The organism is Kineosporia sp. NBRC 101731 (genome assembly GCF_030269305.1).
Lineage (GTDB): Bacteria > Actinomycetota > Actinomycetes > Actinomycetales > Kineosporiaceae > Kineosporia.
This window is the reverse complement of the sequence record NZ_BSTC01000009.1, coordinates 125,131-143,897: the sequence shown is the minus strand read 5'-3', so window position 1 is coordinate 143,897 and position 18,767 is coordinate 125,131. Positions and strand designations below refer to the sequence as shown.

Genomic DNA, 18,767 nt, shown 5'->3' with positions numbered 1-18,767 from the left:
GCTTCGTTCGTGTTCACCGACACGGCGCTAACTCTCGCGATTGGCCCGGCGCTGCAGCAGCACCGCGGCCACGATGATCAGCCCCTTGGCGATGTTCTGGGTCTCGGTCGCCAGGTTGTTGAGGATGAAGATGTTCGTGATGGTGGTGAACACCAGCACCCCGAGGACGGAACCGATCAGGGTGCCACGACCCCCGCTGAGCAGCGTGCCGCCGATGATCACGGCCGCGATCGCGTCGAGCTCGTAGAGGTTCCCGTGGGTGCTGGAGCCGGTGGTGGTGCGGGCCAGCAGCATGATCGCCGCTATGCCGCAGCAGGTTCCGGAGAGCACGTAGAGCAGTGCCGTGTTCCGCCGGACGTCGATGCCCGCCAGCCGGGCGGCCTCGGTGTTGCCCCCGATCGCGAACACCCGGCGGCCGAACGTGGTGCGGTTCAGCAGCACCCAGCCGACCGTGGCGACAGCTGCGAGAAGGATGACGAGGAGCGGGATCCCGAGGACGTCGGTGGTCGCCAGATCTTTGATCGGCTGCTGGGTGACGATCTGGGTGCGATTGTCGGCCAGGCGGGCGGCCAGACCCCGGGCGGAGACCAGCATCGCCAGCGTGACGATGAAGGGCACCATCCGGCCGTAGGAGATCAGCAGGCCGTTGACCAGACCGGCCCCGGCACCGACCAGGATCGCGCAGAGCGCCATCATCCACGGCCCGTACGACTGGGTGGCCAGGGTGGTGGCCCAGACCGAGGCCAGGGCCACGATCGCGCCGACCGAGAGGTCGATCCCCCCACCGATGATGACGAACGTGGCGCCGACCGTGACCACGCCGATCACCGACGAGCTCACCAGGATGTTCTCGAGATTGTCGCCGGTCAGGAAGTTCTCGCTGGTGATCGCCCCGATGACCACGAGCACGGCCAGCACGGCCACCAGCCCGAGGTTGCGGATCTCGGTACCGCGCATCCGGGCCAGTACGGTCGGGCCGCCGGTCGTGACGGTCGGTGCGGCGGACTGTTCGACGCTCATCCCACGATTCCTTCCATCACCAGGTCGAGCACACGGTGCTCGTCGAGTTCGTCGGCCGGGGCGGTGTGCACCACCCGGCCCTCCCGCATGACCAGCACCCGGTCGGCCAGCCCGAGCACCTCCGGAACCTCGCTGGAGACGAGCAGAACGCCCATCCCCTGGTCCGCGAGGCGCCGGATCACGGCGTAGATCTCCGACCGGGCACCCACATCCACGCCCCGCGTCGGTTCGTCGAGCAGCAGCAGCCGGGTGTCGCCGAGCAGCCAGCGGGCCAGCACCACCTTCTGCTGGTTGCCGCCGGACAGGGTCCGCACAGCCCGGGTGACGTCGGCGGGGCGGACCTCGAGCTCCCGCGTGGCCTCCTGCGCCGTGGCCCTCTCACGTCGGCGGTCCAGCCATCCCGGAACGATTTTCGTCATCCTCGGCAGCGAGGCCAGCGACACGTTGCGGGCGATCGGCTCCCCGAGCAGCAAGGCCTGACTCTTGCGTTCCTCCGGGGCCAGGCCCATCCCCGCCTTCACCGCCGCGCGCACCGAGCCGGCCGGCAGCGCGCGCCCACCCATCGTCACCGAACCGGACGTCCGCCGGCGGGCCCCGTAGATCGTCTCCAGCACCTCCGACCGCCCCGCCCCGACCAGCCCGGCGATACCGACGATCTCGCCCGGCGCCACGGTCAGCGAGACGTCTTCGAACGTCCCTTCCAGCGAGAGGTTCTCAACCCCCAGCAACACCTGTTCATGATCATGCTCGGGGCGCCGGGGACGCGACGGGAACAGATACTCCACCGATCGTCCCGTCATCAGCGAGACCAGCTGTTGCGTCGGCGTACTGGAGGCCGGAAGACCACTGGCCACCGTGCGTCCGTCCTTGAGCACCGTGACCTCGTCACCGATCTGCCGGATCTCCTCCAGACGGTGCGAGATATAGACCACCGCAACCCCTTCGGCCACCAGATCGCGCATCACCCGGAACAGGTTCGCCACCTCGTCGTGAGCCAGCACGGCCGACGGCTCGTCCATCACGATGAGCCGCGCGTCCCGGGCCAGCGCCCGGGCCAGGCTGACGATCTGCTGCTGCGCGGCCGACAGCCGACCGACCTCCCGGCCCACCGGAATCTCCGGATGGCCGAGCTTTTTCAAAACCTCTTGGGCCGAATCACCCTGGGCACCACGCCGCACGAACCCGGCGGCCGCGTTCTCGTGCCCGAGGTAGAGGTTGTCGGCCACCGAGAGCCCGGGCACCAGGTCGAGCTCCTGGTAGATGGTCGCGATGCCGCGGTGAATGGCCGAGGACGGCGAGGAGAACCGCACCTCCTCCCCCCGCCAGCTGAGCGTTCCCTCGTCCGGTGTGTGAGCGCCCGCGAGAACTCTTATCAGGGTTGACTTTCCGGCACCGTTCTGGCCCAGCAGGCAGTGCACCCGGCCGGCGGTGACATCGAGGTCCACACCGTCCAGAGCCCGCACACCGGGGAACTCCTTGACGATGCCACGCATCCTCAGGAGCACGTCGTCGTCCACAGTGGGGCCTCCTCGTCGAGGTCGGTTGTGGTGTGGCGTTTCCGGACGCCGGCGAACGGCAATCCTTGGTTCGTGATCGTGCAAGGTGTCCCCGGAGTTCTGGAACTCCGGGAGAGACCGTCAGGTGGTGGCGAATACCGAGTCTGAGATGAGCCGCCCGGCACCGACAACTCCTGCGGTGCCGCCGAGCTCGGACAGGACGATGGGCAGATTGCCGGTGGCGAGCGGGAGCGAGCGACGGTAGACGACGCTGCGGATCTCGGCGAGCAGCGGATGACCGAGGCCGGCCACGCCGCCCCCGATCACCACCAGGCCGGGGTTGAAGAAGCTGACGAGCGAGGCGAGCACCTTGCCGAGCCGATGGCCACCGTCGCGGACGAGGCCGATACTGATCGGGTCACCCGCATCCGCGGCTGCACCAATATCCTTGGCGGACAATACTCTCGATGAGGTAAGTCGTTCGGCGAGCCAGTCCGAGCGACCACTGCGGGCGGCGGCCTCGGCGTCCCGGGCGAGCGCCGCACCACCGAAGGCCGCTTCCAGGCAGCCGGTGTTGCCGCAGGCACAGACGTGCCCGTGCCCGTCCACCTGGATGTGCCCGATGTCGCCGGCCGAACCGTTGACGCCGCGGTAGATCTCGCCGCCGACCACGATCCCGCAGCCGATACCGGTGCCGATCTTGACGAAGAGCAGGTCGCGCACGCTGCGGGCGGTGCCGGAGTGCAGTTCGCCGAGCGCCATCACGTTCACGTCGTTGTCCATCATGACCGGGGCGCCCAGTGCCGCGCCGAGCATGTCGCGGATCGGGAAGTGGCTCCAGCCGGGCATGATCGGCGGCGCGACCAGGGCCCCCTCGGCCTGGCTGACCGGGCCGGGCACGCCGACGCCGACGCCGGTGACCGGTTCGCCCCGGCCGACGCGCAGCTTGGCGACCAGATCGATGACCTGCCCCAGGACCGGCCCTGGGCCCAGGCGCACATCGGTGTCGGCGCGGTCCTGACCGAGCAGGTTCAGTTCACCGTCGAGCACCGCGACGTCGATGGAGGTGGCGCCGATGTCGATGCCGACGAAGCGCAGGTTGCGGGAGAGGGCGACCATCTGCGAGCGCCGCCCACCGCGCGAGGCGGCCAGGCCGACGACATCGACGAATCCGAGGTCGGCCAGCCGCTCGACCTCGATGGCGACCTTGGACTTGGACAGTTCCACGGCATCGCCGAGTTCGGCTCGGGACTGCGGGCCGCTGTCTCTCAGGAGACGGAGAAGTCTTGCCTGGTGCCGGTTCTCCGGGCGGGTGCCGACGCGTGCCACGATGCCGACCTCCCCGTCCGTATCCGGCCGCTACCCCTGTGTAGCGCCTGTGAGGGACAGTAGTCAGGCTTTGTCCAGTTTGGGAAGAACTTCGGCCACAAAAAGCCAAAAGTCCGCTGAGCGGTCGTCCTCTTTTCTGATGATCATGCAAAGTGTCCCCGGGAGCTACAGAGCCCCGGGGACACTTTGCATGATCACGAAGGGTTGTTGACCTAGCGGACGCGGAACAGCCGACGGACGTCGGCGGCCATGGTGACGGATCCGGTCGCCAGCACGCCGCCGCCGATCATCCCGCCTTCCTCGGCCTTGCCCATGGCGTAGTCGAGGGCGTCGTCCAGGCGCTCGAAGGTGGTCACCCGGTCCTCGCCGAAGACGTCTTCGGCGATCTCGGCCAACTCGTCCGGGGCCATGGCGCGGGGCGAGGAGGTGCGGGTGATCACGACTTCCTCGAGCACCGGTTCCAGGGCGCCGAGAATGGATTCGGCGTCCTTGTCCTCGAGCACGGCCACCACGCCGACCAGACGGCTGAAACCGAAGGCCTCTTCCAGGCTGTCGGCAAGAACCTGGGCCCCGGCGGGGTTGTGGGCGGCGTCGATGAGCACGGTGGGACTGCGGCGGACGACCTCGAGGCGGCCGGGCGAGTCGACGTCGGCGAACGCGGCGCGCACCACATCGATGTCGAGACCCGTTCCCTCACGGGAGTTGTCGGTGGCGGACCAGTCGCGGCCGTCGGAGAGCAGGAAGGCCTCCACCGCGACCAGCGCGGCGACGGCGTTCTGGGCCTGGTGGGCGCCGTGCAGGGGGATGAAGATGTCCGGGTAGACGGCGGCGGCGCCCTGGAGGGTCAGCAGCTGACCGCCGAGCGCGACCTCACGCTGGCTCACCGAGAAGTTGTGGTTCTCACGCAGGACCGTGGCCCCCACCTCGGCGGCGCGGGACATCAGGGGTTCCGTGGCGTCGTCGTGCTGCTCCGAGAACACCGCGACAGCACCGGGTTTGATGATGCCCGACTTCTCGGTGGCGATCGTGGCCACGTCGTGCCCGAGCAGGCGCTCGTGATCGATGCCGATCGGGGTGATCACGGCGACGCGGGCGTCGATGACGTTCGTCGCGTCCCAGGAGCCGCCCAGCCCGACCTCGACCGCGGCCACGTCGACCGGGGTGTCGGCGAACGCGGCGTAGGCCAGCGCGACGAGCACCTCGAAGTAGGTCATCCGCGGCTTGCCGGCCTCGGCGTTACGGGCGTCGACCAGGTCGAGGTAGGGCTTGACCTCGTCGTAGACGTCGACGAAGCGCTGCTGGTCGATGATCTCGCCGTCGATGGCGATGCGCTCACGCACGTCCTGCAGGTGCGGGCTGGTGAACCGGCCCGTGCGCAGGTTGTGCTCGCGCAGCAGCCGCTCGATCATGCGGGTGGTGGAGCTCTTACCGTTGGTGCCGGTGACGTGCACGGCCTCGAACGCGCGCTGCGGGTCGCCCAGCAGCTGCACCACGGCCTCGATACGGTCGAGGCTCGGGATCAGGTCGTGCTCGGGCGCCCGATCGAGAATCTCCCCGTACACCTGCGCCGCCTGCTGCGACAGCGCCTGCGCCGCCGCGATCTCCTTCTCGTCGTGCTGCGGACCGCGACCCTCGACCCGCGCCATCAGCGCCTCACCTCGAACAGGAACATGCCCCGAGCCTATCCGCCGGGGTGGGTAAACCTCGCACCCCATCTGGTGGCTGTGCATGGTCATGAGCACCTCACGAGGGGAAGGATCGACCGCATGCCCGCGCCACCCGACGCCGAGCGAGATATCGAGCGACCGGCACTGGACTTCGAGGATTTCTACCGTCAGGAGTTCGCCCGGATGGTGACGCTGGCGATCGCCGTGTCGGGCAGCCGGGTGACGGCGGAAGACGTGGCCCAGGACGCGTTGCTCCAGGCCCGGCAGAAGTGGGACGTCGTGGGCCGGTACGACAAGCCCGGGGCCTGGCTGCGGAAGGTGACGATCCAGCTGGCGTCCAAACGGTTGCGCCGGGCCCGGGTCGAGGCCGCCGCCCTGCTGCGGCTGGGCAACACCCCGCCCGAGGTGGCGCCCGGTCCGGACGAGGTGGAGACGGTGCTCGCCGCGATCCGCCAGCTGCCCCGGCAGCAACGGGCGGCGATCGTGCTCGCCTATCTGGAGGACCGGAGCGTGAAGGAGGTCGCGGAGATCATGGGCTGCGCCGAGGGCACGGCGAAAGCACACCTGCACAAGGCGCGCGCCCGTCTCGCCCGGATCCTCGGTGAGCCCGAGGTGGGCACCCGATGAGCGAGCTGGACGAGCGGCTGAGGAACGCTCTGCGCGACTTCGACGCCCGGGTGGCGGTCTCGGTGCGGTCGGGTCCCGAACCCTCACTGACACCACTGAGGACGAGGCACACCAGGCAGGTGCGGGTGCTCGCTCCGGTCTTCGCAGCGGTGGCCGTGCTGGTGGTACTGATCGGTGCGGGCGTGCTCAGTCATCAGCAGAACCGGGCTGTGCCCGCGACCCCCACACCGGCGGGGACACCCAGCCAGACGGGGTCGGAGGCCGCTCGCGACGGGGTGTACCCCCAGGTGGCGGCGCTACCGCTGGAGCAGCGGCTGGGACAGCCGGCGCAGGACACCGAGGGACGGGTCATGGACGACGGCGTCTGGGTGGTGGCCCACCCCGATCTCCCGACGGGCTCGTTCAGCGACGGCGAGTGCCTCCCCGTCGTCGATGCCGCCCGTTCCTACCCGGTCTGCGCCGGCTCCGGGTACAGCGAGCTGCTCCTGCTGAACCGGGACATGACCCAGGTCGAACGGGCGTGGCCGATGGCCGGTGCCGTGACGTCGCTCTTCTTCACCGGTGACAGCGTGTACTGCGTGCACCACGGCGACGAGACCCGGATGCGGGCGAGCGTGTGCCGCATCGACCGGCAGACCGGGCAGCTCACCGGCATCGTCTTCGACTGCGCGAAGAACGTGGAGGACTGCTCTTTCGACCCGTACTCACGTCCGGCCGGCTGGCCCGGTACCTGGACCGACGGGCCGGGTCTCGAGGGTGCTTCCCGGGTGGACAGCAGCATCGACGGTGAACGCCTGCTGGTGTACGACTCCGGCGAGAAGCAGGTGGCCACGCTTGACCGGCTCACCCTGAAGTACCTGAGCCCTTAAGCACCACAGCCCTGGTCAGAGGCCGGCCTTCTCGTACTCCTCGTCGAGGATCTCCGAGGCCTCGGCGCTGGACAGGCCCTTCTCGATCGCCTGGTAGTAGACCTGCACCAGCTGGTCGCCGCCCACCTGGGCGAAGGTCTCGTTCCAGACCTCGGCGTCCTGACGCCAGTAGCCCACGGTCTGCACGCGGTCCAAGGGCCAGCCGTGCGTCTTGCGCATCAGCTTGCGGATCTCCCGGGACTGGGCCGCCTCGCCGGAGTACCAGACGTAACCCGGCCCCTGGGAGATCAGCTCGGGCAGCTTGGCCGCGATCAGCTCGGCCAGGGCACCGGGGGCGACCCCGTTGCCCGTGCCCACGCTGGCATCCACCCCGGCGGCGTTGCACTGGGTCTCCGGCAGGGCGGCGAGGTCGGCGGCGTCGGCCGTCTCGACCATCGCGTACACCTGAGGGCCGTCGGCGGGGCACTCCTCGATGATGCGGGCCAGGGCCGGCAGGCCGGTGAGGTCGGCCGCGGCGAGGATCCAGGCGGCGTCGGCCGGCGGCTCGTACCAGGAGCGCGGGCGGGTGATGAGGATGACGTCACCGACGCCGGCGTTGACCGCCCACTCCCCGGCGACGCCGCCCGGGTGCACCACGAAATCAATCGTCATCCGGGCGTTCTCACCGGGCTCGAAGGCGCGGATGGTGTAGTTACGCCCCGGCGGGGCAATGTCCGGGTCGTGGTGGCCCCAGACGCCGTCCTTGAGCGTGGTCGGGGCGGGCCGGTCCTGGCCGGGCTTCGGGAACCACAGCACCACGGCCTCGTCGGCCACGCCCAGCGGCTCGTACCCGGACATCTGCTCGCCGCCGAGCACGATCCGCACCAGGTGCGGGCTCAGCCGCTGCGTAGCGACGACCTCGGCGTAGAGGGACCCGGAGGTGGCGTACGACATGGTGGTTCAGCTCCCGGCTCGGGCAGGGGACGGATCGCCGTCGAGGGCATCACGAATTTCTTAGGCGAGCCTTACCTTAGATGACCGAACGGGAACGTTCCACCCCCGGGCCGGATGATGACGCCTCCCCGCAGACGAACGGCGCCCCGGTCTCGGGACGAGACCGGGGCGCCGCATGTGTCGAGCAGGGACCGTGATCAGGTCACGAGGTAACCTTGACCGTGAGCGAGGTGCCCTTGACCTTCTGCACCTCGATCTTCACCCCGGCCTTCGCGACCTTCACGCCATGGTCCGGCACGACCGTGTCGTAGAAGTTCTTCGTGTCGTCGAAGAGCGGGTTGCCCTTCAGTCCCTTGATCGGGCTCTTCACCCCGTCGACGTGGAGCGTGAGACTGTCGGCCTTCTTCAGGCCGAACGGGGCGTCGTAGAGCTGCACCCGGGTACGCCACGGCGTGCCCGTCACCTGGTATAGCGGCGCCGGGTGGGCGTCGACCGTCAGGTTGCGGCCCTCGCCGGGGTGCACGCTGACGTTGTTGTCGGAGAACGACGTGTCCCAGTAGGTGACCAGCAGGCCTTCCTGGTACGGGAAGTGCTCCACGTAGTCGGGTTTCGTGGACGGCCAGCCGAAGTTGTACGGGCCGGTCTCGAGGTACTTGTCATAGCTGACGTACGACCGGTGCGCCGCGATGTAGTAGTGGTCGTACTCGACCACGTCGGTGCCCGTCGTGCGCCGGAAACCGCTGGCGGTCCAGGCGTTGTCGGCGGTCTCGGCACCGTCCTCGAACACGGTCGTGCCGCCGGCCGCGACCTTGATGTCGTCGAGGAAGATGCCGGCGGGCAAGGTGTCGTCGGCTCCCTGCGCCGCGGTGTCGGTGGAGTAGCGGAACCGCAGGCTCACCGTCTTGCCGGCGTACGCCGACAGGTCGAAGGTGGCCGGCTGCCAGCCGTCACTCACCCCGTCGATGCCGTTGCCCTCGGTGGCCTTGGTGATCGACCCGGCGATCGGCGTGAACCCGCTGCCGTCGTCGATGTCCACGTAGGCGTAGTCACAGGCGTCGGCCTCGCAGTCCTCGATGTTCCAGTTGGCCTGGAAGGTCAGCTGGGGCGAACCGGCCGGCAGGGCCACCGAGCGGGTCAGGGTGCTGCTCAGGTCGTTACCGGTGTCGCTGTACCACTCGTACTCCCCGGAGGCGGGTTGCGCGAGTTCCTTCGTGACCTGTTTCTTCGGCAGGACCACCACGGTGGCCTGCGGTTTCTTGGTGTTGTACTCGGCCGGACCGAGGTCGATGGTGCGGGTCTTCTTCTTGCCCGCGGTCGTGGCCGTCACGCCCTCGTAGTCCAGCCAGCCCAGCTGCAGCTTCTCCCAGGCGCCGATGTCACCGGGGCGGGTGCCGAGCGCCTCACCCTTGCCGTTGAGCCGGCTCTGGGCCATCAGCGACCAGTACTCGACCGGGCTGCTGCCGCCGCTGGCGGTGTCGTAGTTGTCCGGCAGGCCCAGGTCGTGGCCGTACTCGTGGGCGAACACGCTCAGGCCACCGTTCTCGGGCTGCGTGGTGTAGTCACCCACCCAGAGGCCGGTGTCACCGATCTGCGTGCCGCCCAGCTTGTTGTTCGCCGGGCCGGTGGTGCCGGCGCCGTTGGAGTACGCGTACCAGCGGTGGCTCCAGATCGCGTCTTCACCCTGCTGCGGGTCACCGTCGGCCTGGTCACCGCCGGCGTGCACGATCTGGAAGTGGTCGATGTAGCCGTCCGACTCGTTGAAGTTGCCGTCACCGTCGAAGTCGTACCGGTCCCACTGGTCGAAACTGGCCACGGTCGACTTGATCTCGGCAGCACTGACGCCCTTGGCCTGCTGGTCGGCGACCCAGGCCTGGAGTGCGTCGGCAATCATCACCCAGGTGTTGCTGCACACGTTGCCGGAGCACGGGTAGCCGTTCGAGCGGCCGTACCGGGCCTCGTTGTACGGCAGCTTCACCCAGTCGGTGACCGTGCCGTCGACGCTGTACCGGCCCGAGCTCTGCGTCTCGTAGTAGGTCTTGAGCGACTCGACGCCCTTGCCCTCACCGAAATACAGATCCTCGTAGTGCTTCTTGCTGTAATCGGCCTGCCAGACAGTGGAGTTGTCGTTCTTGGCGGGCTGGGGGATCTTGTTGTGCACCGGGCCCTCGAACGTGGCCGGGCCGGCGATGGTGGCGCTGGTGTCCTGGTCGGGGTAGCTCGGGTGCCGTTCGTTGCCGAACTCGGCCAGCACCACGAAGACCCGGTCGGTCTGCTCGCGGGCGAGCTCGACGTACCGGTCGTCCTTCTTACCCTTCTTCCCCGCCAGCTTCACGACGCGACTGCCGTTCTTGGTGGTCACGGTCGCATCGCCGTTGAGCACCTGGGTCACTGCCTCGTCGCGCAGGGCCCTGGCCTTGTCCTGCATCGGGCTGGACAGGTCGTCCGTGCCCTGAGCCGACTGATCCGCAGTCCCGATCGGGGCCTGCGTCAGCGGGGTTGATGCCACAGCCGTGCCGGGCAGCGCGAGTGCCGCGCCCGCCGCCACGGAGAGGGTCGCGAGACCCACCAGGACTTTTCGCACACAGACCTCCCAGTCCGCGGTGCGGCGGTACAGGTTGCCGCCGCACTCTGGGAGAAACCTAAGCGAATTCCGTGTCCGCGTTAAGGCCCTTTGGACGATTTGTCATGACGGCGTCCCGAGGTTTGATGTCCGACGTCCGGGGCAACGCACACGGCCCGGCATCTGTGCGATGCCGGGCCGTTGCCAGTGTTGCCATTGCTTCTGGTGTTACGAAAGATCTCGTTCAGGAGGTGACTTTGATGGTCATCGCGGTCTTCTTCTGCTTCACGACCTCGATCTTCACCCCCGCGCCCCGCACCTTCACACCATGGTCGAGTTGAACCGGGTCGAAGTAGTTCTTGGTGTCATCGAAAACCGGGTTGCCCGCCTTCTTCCCGATCTTGGTCTTCTCGCCCTCGACGTGCAGGCCGATGCCGTCCGTCTTCTTGAGGCTGAAGGGTGCGTCGTAGATCTGGATCCGAGTGCGGAAGGGTTTTCCGTCACTGCGGTAGAGCGTCTCCGGATGGGCGTCGACGTTCAGGTTCAGCCCTTCCCCCGGGTGCTGACTGACGTTGTTGTCGGTCTGCGAGGTGTCCCAGTAGGAAACGAGAAGCCCTTCCTGATATGAGAAGTGCTCCACCGTGTCGGGCTGCTCGCTCTGCCGGCCGAAGTTGTACGGGCCGGTTTTCAGGTAGCGGTCGTAACTCACGTACGAGCGGTAGCCGGCGATGTAGTAGTTGTCGTACGCCCGGGTCTCCGTACCCGTCGTGCGCTGGAAACCGTAGGCCACCCAGCCGTTGTCGCCGGTCTCCGCACCGTCCTCGAGGACCTTGCCGATCGCGATGTCGTCGAGGAAGAGCCCGGCCGGGGCCTGCGGGTCGGTACCGGCCACGGCGCCGTCGGTCGAGTACCGGAACCGCAGGGCCACGTTCTTGCCGGCGTAGGCACTCAGGTCGAACGTGGCCGGCTGCCAGCCCTTGCTGACACCGTCGATGGCGTTGCCCTCGGCGGCCTTCGTGATCGAGCCGGGCAGGGCCTTCCAGCCCTTGCCGTCGCTCACCTCGACGTAGGCGTAGTCGCACGGGTCGTCGTCGCAGTCCTCGATGTTCCAGCTGGCCTGGAACGTGAGCTGCGGTTTGCCCGCAGGCACGGTGACCAGGCGGGCCAGGGTGTTCGTGATCGCGTCACCGCTGCCGCTCCACCATTCGTACGAGCCGCTCTTCGGCTTCACCAGGTCGGTGGTGACCTGCTTCAACGGCAGGGCGACGATCGCCGCCTGGGTGCGGGCGGTGTTGTACTCCTCCGGCCCGAGCTCGACGATGCGGCTCTTGCGGCCCATCGTCACGACCTCGTAGTCCAGCCAGCCGAGCATGAGCTTGTTCCAGGCGCCCAGGTCGCCCGGCCGCTCGCCGAGGGCCTCGCCCGCCGCCCCGAGCCGGCTCTGCGCCATGAGCGACCACCACTCCACGGCATTGCCCTGACCCCCGGCGGTGTCGTAGTCGTCCGGCAGGCCCAGATCATGGCCGTACTCGTGGGCGAACACGCTCAGGCCACCGTTCTCCGGCTGCATCGTGTAGTCACCCACCCAGATCCCGGTGTCACCGATCTGCGTGCCGCCGAGCGGGTTCTGCGCAGGTCCGGTGAGACCGGCCAGGTTGTAGTTCGTGTACCAGCGGTGGCTCCAGATCGCGTCCTCTCCCTGCTGCGGGTCGCCGTCGGCCTGGTCGCCGCCGGCGTGCACGATCTGGAAGTGGTCGATGTAGCCGTCCGGCTCGTTGAAGTCGCCGTCACCGTCATGGTCGTAGCGGTCCCACTGGTCGAACCCGGCCACGTCCTGCTTGATCTGGGCATCGGTGCGCCCGGCGGCCTTCTGCTCGTCCACCCAGGACTTCAGGGCGTCGGACAGCAGCAGCCAGGTGTTGCTGCACACGTTGCCGGAGCACGGGTAGCCGTTGGAACGGCCGTACCGGGCCTCGTTGTACGGCACCTTCACCCAGTCGGTGACCCGGCCGTCGACGCTGTACCGGCCCGAGCTCTGCGTCTCGTAATAGGTCTTCAGCGACTCGGTCCCCTCACCGTCGCCGAAGTACAGATCCTGGTAGTGCTTCTGGTCGTAGTCGGGCTGCCAGACGGTCGAGTTGTCGTCCGCCCCCGGCTCCGGGATCTTGTTGTGCTGCGGTCCCGGGAACACCGCCGGCCCGGGCGTGTCCGGGTCGGTGTCCTGGTCGGGATAATTCGGGTGCCGCTGGTCACCGAACTCGGCCAGCACCACGAAGATCCGGTCGGTCTGCTGACGGGCGAGCTCGACGTAGGTGCCGTCGTCCTCGTCCTTGGAACTGACTTTTCCACTGATCCTGTCGCTGGTGCCGGCGGAATCCGCCAGCTTCACCACCGTGCTGCCGTTCCGGTCCTCCACCTCGGCCTGGCCGTTCAGGACCTCGGTGAGCGCCCTCTGCCGCAGGGCGCGAGCCTTGTCCTGCATCGGGCTGCTCAGGTCGTCCTCGGAAGAGACGGCGCCGAACGCGCCGTCCACCGGTGCCGCGGCGTGGATGCCCGGTTGCGGCTGGGCGGCGGCCGCACCTGGCAGAGCCAGCGCGACGCAACCGGTGATCGAGAGGGTCGCCAGACCCATCAGGACTTTTCGCATGTATTCGGTCCCCCGTACGCGTACCCCGTGAGCGCCTCGTCCCCAAAGTACGCAAGGCGCCCGGGCGATCATGCCCGACCACCACGTCCTCCGGCCGCCGGGAACCGCGCATTGATACGTTCACCCGCCACCGGTCGCCGGGCAAACGACCGATGACCGGCCCGGCACCGTTTCGGCGGTGCGGACCGGTCATCGGGACGAGTCAGTCCGTGGTGACCTGGATCGTCATCGCGTCCTTCTTCTGCTTCAGCACCTCGATCCGCACCCCGGCGTCGCGCACCGTGACGCCGTGGTCGAGCTGCACCGGGTCGAAGTAGTTCTGGGTGTCGTCGAAGACCGGGTTGCCCGCGAGCTTCTTGATCTTCGTCTTCACGTCGTTGTTGTGCAGGGTGATGCTGTCGGTCTTCTCCAGGCCGAACGGCGCGTCATACATCTGGACGCGGGTGCGGAACGGGGTGCCGTTGCTCTGGTAGAGCGTCGCGGGATGCGCGTCGACGTAGAGGTTGCGGCCCCCGCCCGGGTGCTGGCTGACGTTGTTGTTCGAGTACGAGGTGTCCCAGTAGGAGACCAGCAGCCCCACCTGGTACGGGTAGTGCTCCACGTAGTCGGGGTTGGTGGCGAGCTTGCTGAAGTTGTAGGGGCCCGTCTTCAGGTACTGGTCGTAACTCACGTACGAGCGGTGACCGGCGATGTAGTAGTTGTCGAACTCGGTGGTCACGGTGCCGCTGGTACGGGTGAAACCACTCGCGGTCCAGGCGCTGTCGAGCGTCTCCGCCCCGTCCTCGAACACCCCGCCGATGGCGATGTCGTCGAGGAAGAGACCCGCCGGTGCAGCCGGGTCCTGGCCCTCCACCGCCGGGTCGGTGACGTAGCGGAACCGCAGGCCCACCGTCGTCCCGGCGTAGGCGGACAGGTCGAAGGTGGCCGGGGTCCAGCCGTCGCTGACACCGTCGATGGCGTTGCCCTCGTCGGCCGTGGTGATCGAGCCGGGAACGGCCTTCCACCCACTGCCGTCGTCGACCTCGACGTAGGCGTAGTCACAGGCGTCCGGACCGCAGTCCTCGATGTTCCAGCTGGCCTGGAAAGTGAGCTCCGGCGATCCGGCCGGCAGTTCGACGTCCCGCGACAGCGTGTAGGTCTGCCCGTTGCCCGAACCGCTCCACCACTCGTACTGCCCCGCCTGCGGCTGCACGAGCTCGTCGGTGACCTGCTTCTTCGGCAGCACCACGACCGCGGCCTGCGGCTTGCTGGTGTTGTACTCCTCCGGGCCCAGGTCGATGGTGGTGTCCACCCCGCTGCCGGTCACGGTCTTGTAGTCCAGCCAGCCCAGCTGCAGCTTCTGCCAGGCACCGATGTCGCCCGGGCGCGTGCCGAGCGCCTCGCCCTCGGCGTTCAGACGGCTCTGGCCCATCAGCGACCAGTACTCCACCGCGTTGCCCACGCCACCGGCGATGTCGTAGTCGTCCGGCAGGCCCAGGTCGTGGCCGTACTCGTGGGCGAACACGCTCAGGCCACCGTTCTCGGGCTGCATCGTGTAGTCACCCACCCACAGACCGGTGCTGCCGACCTGGGTACCGCCGAGCTTGTTGTCCGCCGGGCCGGTCTGGCCCGCCTGAGCCGAGTTCACGTACGAGCGGTGGCTCCAGATCGCGTCCTCTCCCTGCTGCGGGTCACCGTCGGCCTCGTCACCGCCCGCGTGAACGATCTGGAAGTGGTCGATGTAGCCGTCCGACTCGTTGAAGTCCCCGTCGCCGTCGAAGTCGTACCGGTCCCACTGATCGAAACTGGCAACCTCGTCCTTGATCGCGGAGTCGCTGACCCCCTGAGCCTTCTGGTCGGCGATCCAGGCCTGGAGAGCGTCACCGATCAGCACGCCGCTGTTGCTGCACACGTTGCCCGAGCACGGGTAGCCGCCCGAGCGGCCGTAGCGGGCCTCGTTGTACGGCACCTTCACCCAGTCGGTGACGGCCCCCTCGACGCTGTACCGGCCCGAGCTCTGCGTCTCGTAGTACGTCTTCAGTGAGTCGCCCTCGCCGAAGTACAGGTCCTGATAATGCTTCTGGTCGTAGTCGGACTGCCAGACGGTGGAGTTGTCGTCCTGGGCCGGCTCCGGGATCGCGTTGTGCAGCGGACCCTCGAAGGTCGTCGGCCCGGCGGTGTCCGGGTCGGTGTCCTGGTCGGGGTAACTCGGGTGCCGCTGGTTTCCGAACTCGGCCAGCACCACGAAGATCCGGTCGGTCCGCTCCCGGCTGAGCTCGACGTAGGCGTCATCCGCCGTGCCCGCCCGGCCGGTCAGCTTCACCACCTCGCTGCCGTTGCGCTTCTGAACCACCGCGTCACCATTGAGGACGTCGGTGAGCGCCTCCTGTCGCAGAGCCCGCGCCTTGGTCTCGATCGGGCTGGCCAGGTCGTCCGATCCGGCGTTCTCGACCACTCCGGTACTGCTCGTTGTGGGCGCCGCGGTCGCTGTCATGGGTAGCAGGAGCCCGGCTCCCGCTGTCAGCGACAGGGTCGCCAGACCCACCAAGGCTTTTCGCACTCAGTCCTCCGGACCTTCAGGCCCGCGGTCGAACGCCGCGGGATTGACAGGAAACCTAAAGGCTCGGGCGAAGCGGGCAAGCTACGCATTGATGACATATGTGTTTCGCCATGAAAACGCCCAGCTCACCGGCCGCTGCGAGACATTTGCCATATGTGGTTCCCGCGGGCAACCTTTTGCCGACTTCTGCGGGCGCAACGAAAAGCGGCCGGCCCCTCGTGACGAGGGGCTGGCCGCTTACTCGATCTTCTGCTTGACCTCTTGCCTGGTCAGGCCGACTTGTCGCGCCGCTCACGCGGTTTGCGCACCGGTGCCTCGCGCGGCACCAGCGTCGGGATGACGTTCTCCAGCACCACCTCGCGGGTGACCACACACCGGGCGACGTCGTCGCGGCTCGGCACGTCGAACATCACCGGCAGCAGAACCTCTTCGACGATGGCCCGCAAACCTCGCGCCCCGGTACCCCGCAGAATGGCCTGGTCGGCAATGGAGTCGAGAGCGTCTTCGGTGAACTCCAGCTCCACCCCGTCGATCTCGAACATGCGCTGGTACTGCTTCACCAGAGCATTCTTCGGCCGGGTCAGGATGCGCACGAGCGCCTCCCGGTCGAGGTTCGAGACCGTGGTGATGACCGGCAGACGACCGATGAACTCCGGGATCAGCCCGAACTTCAGCAGGTCTTCCGGCATCACGTCGGCGTACGAGTCGTTGTTCGCCTTCGCCTCGTGCAGCGGGGCTCCGAACCCGATGCCCCGCTTACCGACCCGCGACTGGATGATCTGGTCCAGCCCGGCGAAGGCCCCACCCACGATGAAGAGCACGTTGGTGGTGTCGATCTGGATGAACTCCTGGTGCGGGTGCTTACGGCCACCCTGCGGCGGCACCGACGCGGTGGTGCCTTCCAGGATCTTCAGCAGCGCCTGCTGAACGCCCTCGCCGGAGACGTCCCGCGTGATCGACGGGTTCTCCGACTTCCGGGCGATCTTGTCGACCTCGTCGATGTAGATGATCCCCGTCTCGGCCTTCTTGACGTCGTAGTCAGCCGCCTGGATGAGCTTCAGGAGGATGTTCTCGACGTCTTCACCGACGTAACCGGCCTCGGTGAGGGCGGTCGCGTCGGCGATGGCGAACGGCACGTTGAGCATCTTGGCGAGCGTCTGCGCCAGATAGGTCTTGCCGCAGCCGGTCGGGCCGATCAGGAGGATGTTCGACTTGGCGATCTCGACCGGCTCGTCGCCGCGCCGGCCGGGCTCGCCCGCCTGGATCCGCTTGTAGTGGTTGTACACCGCGACCGCGAGCGACTTCTTCGCCGGCGTCTGCCCGACCACGTACTGCTCCAGGAAATCAAAGATCTCCTTCGGCTTCGGCAACTCGACCAGACCGAGTTCACTGGCCTCGGCCAGCTCCTCCTCGATGATCTCGTTGCACAGGTCGATGCACTCGTCGCAGATGTAGACGCCGGGCCCGGCGATGAGCTTCTTGACCTGCTTCTGGCTCTTTCCACAGAAAGAGCACTTCAGCAGGTCGCCACCGTCTCCGATGCGTGCCACGCGCAGTCCTTCCTCCGGGGGGCTTGCTGGCGGTCGCCCGTCGGCATCCGACCGGCCCCAGCACCATTCAACGCCACTGGGACGCCGCTGTCAGCGGCACCCCCTGTTCGTTCGGCGTGTCAGGAGCCGGACGGGGCAGGCGCCGTGGACACCTGCGCGCCCTTACGGCTCGTGAGCACCTGGTCGATAAGCCCATATTCCAGGGCCTGCTGAGCGGTCAGGATCTTGTCCCGCTCGATGTCTTTCTGCACCTGCTCCGACGTCTTGTTGGAGTGCAGTGCGATGGTGTCTTCCAGCCAGGTGCGCATGCGCAGCACCTCGTTGGCCTGGATCTCGATGTCCGACGCCTGGCCGTAGTCGCCACCGGACATCGCGGGCTGGTGGATCAGCACCCGCGCGTTCGGCAGTGCCAGCCGCTTGCCCTTGGTACCGGCCGCGAGGAGCACTGCGGCGGCCGAGGCGGCCTGGCCGAGGCACACGGTCTGGATCTCCGGCTTCACGTACTGCATGGTGTCGTAGATTGCCGTAAGAGCCGTGAACGAGCCACCCGGGCTGTTGATGTAGAGGGTGATGTCACGATCCGGGTCCTGGCTCTCCAGCACGATCAGCTGCGACATCACGTCGTCGGCCGAGGCGTCGTCCACCTGCACGCCGAGGAAGATGATGCGGTCCTCGAACAGCTTCGTGTACGGGTCCATCCGCTTGAAGCCGTAGGCCGTGCGCTCCTCGAAGTTCGGGAGCACGTAGCGGCTGCTGGGCGCGGCGACCTGGCCGGCGCTGCGACCGGAACCCGGCAGGTGCAGACCTGCGTGGTGGTCGGGGTAGCTCATCGGGTCACTCCTGTACTTGCTGCGGGAAGACAAGGGTCGATGTCGGTCGGGACGGTTCTGGCTGCCTGACTACGTGGCTGCACCAGCTGCACTGGCTGCATGCGGGCTGCCCGGATCTCAGGCGCCGGTACCGCCGCCACCGCTGACGTCACGCGCGGAGCTGACCACGTGGTCGACGATGCCGTAATCCTTGGCTTCCTGCGCGGTGAACCAGCGGTCGCGGTCGGAGTCCTTGGTGATGGTCTCGACCGTCTGACCGGTCTGCGCGGCGATCAGCTCGGCCATCTGCTTCTTGATGTGCAGGATCTGCTCGGCCTGGATCTTGATGTCCGTGGCCGAACCACCGATACCGCCCAGCGGCTGGTGCATCATCACGCGAGCGTGCGGGGTGGCGGAGCGCTTGCCCTTGGCCCCCGCCGTCAGCAGGAACTGGCCCATCGAGGCCGCCAGGCCCATCGCGATGGTCGCCACGTCGCAGGAGACGTACTGCATGGTGTCGTAGATCGCCATGCCGGCGGTCACCGAACCACCGGGCGAGTTGATGTAGAGGTAAATGTCCTTGTGGGGGTCTTCCGCCGCCAGCAACAGCATCTGCGCGCAGATCGCGTTGGCGTTCTCGTCGCGCACCTCGGACCCGAGGAAAATGATGCGGTCCTTGAGCAGACGGTTGTAGACGTGGTCGTCATAGCCCATGCCGGGC

The 18,767-nt window shown here is 67.7% G+C and carries 13 protein-coding genes; 2 read left to right on the top strand and 11 right to left on the bottom strand.

The window, feature by feature from the left end:
• Nucleotides 1-27: 27 nt before the first annotated feature.
• From QSK05_RS23635 to QSK05_RS23620, 4 genes are all read right to left on the bottom strand, one after another.
• Entirely contained in the window at nucleotides 28-1,020 is a 993-nt protein-coding gene (locus QSK05_RS23635; protein ID WP_285599486.1) for an ABC transporter permease, read from the bottom strand.
• The gene (locus QSK05_RS23630; RefSeq protein ID WP_352302427.1) at nucleotides 1,017-2,513 is read right to left on the bottom strand and encodes a sugar ABC transporter ATP-binding protein; all 1,497 of its coding nucleotides are present in this window, start codon (nucleotides 2,511-2,513) and stop codon (nucleotides 1,017-1,019) included. Before QSK05_RS23630 ends, QSK05_RS23635 begins: the two co-directional genes overlap by 4 nt.
• A gap of 144 nt (nucleotides 2,514-2,657) precedes the next feature.
• Complete coding sequence (locus tag QSK05_RS23625; RefSeq protein WP_285599484.1) at nucleotides 2,658-3,845, bottom strand: ROK family transcriptional regulator; 1,188 nt, start codon at nucleotides 3,843-3,845, stop codon at nucleotides 2,658-2,660.
• Between the two features lie 212 nt (nucleotides 3,846-4,057).
• Complete coding sequence (locus QSK05_RS23620; protein ID WP_285599483.1) at nucleotides 4,058-5,491, bottom strand: bifunctional folylpolyglutamate synthase/dihydrofolate synthase; 1,434 nt, start codon at nucleotides 5,489-5,491, stop codon at nucleotides 4,058-4,060.
• Nucleotides 5,492-5,611: 120 nt separating this feature from the next.
• On the opposite strand from QSK05_RS23620, the gene QSK05_RS23615 reads away from it, so the two are divergent.
• Nucleotides 5,612-6,139, top strand: coding sequence for a SigE family RNA polymerase sigma factor (locus tag QSK05_RS23615; RefSeq protein ID WP_285599482.1), 528 nt, complete (start codon nucleotides 5,612-5,614; stop codon nucleotides 6,137-6,139).
• Nucleotides 6,136-7,008 carry a hypothetical protein gene (locus tag QSK05_RS23610; RefSeq protein ID WP_285599481.1) on the top strand — a complete coding sequence of 291 codons (873 nt, stop codon included), beginning with the start codon at nucleotides 6,136-6,138 and terminating at the stop codon, nucleotides 7,006-7,008. The genes QSK05_RS23615 and QSK05_RS23610 overlap by 4 nt, the downstream gene beginning before the upstream one ends.
• Nucleotides 7,009-7,023: 15 nt before the next feature.
• Here the strand turns inward: QSK05_RS23610 and QSK05_RS23605 are convergent, their stop codons facing one another.
• The 7 genes from QSK05_RS23605 to QSK05_RS23575 form a co-directional block, all read right to left on the bottom strand.
• Entirely contained in the window at nucleotides 7,024-7,941 is a 918-nt protein-coding gene (locus QSK05_RS23605; protein WP_285599480.1) for a siderophore-interacting protein, read from the bottom strand.
• Between the two features lie 202 nt (nucleotides 7,942-8,143).
• On the bottom strand, nucleotides 8,144-10,522 hold the full coding sequence (locus QSK05_RS23600) for an immune inhibitor A domain-containing protein (RefSeq protein WP_285599479.1): 2,379 nt from the start codon (nucleotides 10,520-10,522) through the stop codon (nucleotides 8,144-8,146).
• A 223-nt stretch (nucleotides 10,523-10,745) separates the two neighbouring features.
• The gene (locus tag QSK05_RS23595) at nucleotides 10,746-13,148 is read right to left on the bottom strand and encodes an immune inhibitor A domain-containing protein (protein WP_285599478.1); all 2,403 of its coding nucleotides are present in this window, start codon (nucleotides 13,146-13,148) and stop codon (nucleotides 10,746-10,748) included.
• A gap of 202 nt (nucleotides 13,149-13,350) precedes the next feature.
• Nucleotides 13,351-15,687 (bottom strand): immune inhibitor A domain-containing protein, encoded by a 2,337-nt coding sequence (locus QSK05_RS23590; RefSeq protein ID WP_285599477.1) that lies wholly within the window; start codon nucleotides 15,685-15,687, stop codon nucleotides 13,351-13,353.
• 269 nt (nucleotides 15,688-15,956) lie between these two features.
• Complete coding sequence (clpX, locus tag QSK05_RS23585) at nucleotides 15,957-17,237, bottom strand: ATP-dependent Clp protease ATP-binding subunit ClpX (protein ID WP_231481148.1); 1,281 nt, start codon at nucleotides 17,235-17,237, stop codon at nucleotides 15,957-15,959.
• 119 nt (nucleotides 17,238-17,356) lie between these two features.
• Nucleotides 17,357-18,067 carry an ATP-dependent Clp protease proteolytic subunit gene (locus QSK05_RS23580; RefSeq protein ID WP_231481146.1) on the bottom strand — a complete coding sequence of 237 codons (711 nt, stop codon included), beginning with the start codon at nucleotides 18,065-18,067 and terminating at the stop codon, nucleotides 17,357-17,359.
• A gap of 117 nt (nucleotides 18,068-18,184) precedes the next feature.
• On the bottom strand, nucleotides 18,185-18,760 hold the full coding sequence (locus tag QSK05_RS23575) for an ATP-dependent Clp protease proteolytic subunit (RefSeq protein ID WP_352302424.1): 576 nt from the start codon (nucleotides 18,758-18,760) through the stop codon (nucleotides 18,185-18,187).
• Between the last annotated feature and the right edge of the window lie 7 nt (nucleotides 18,761-18,767).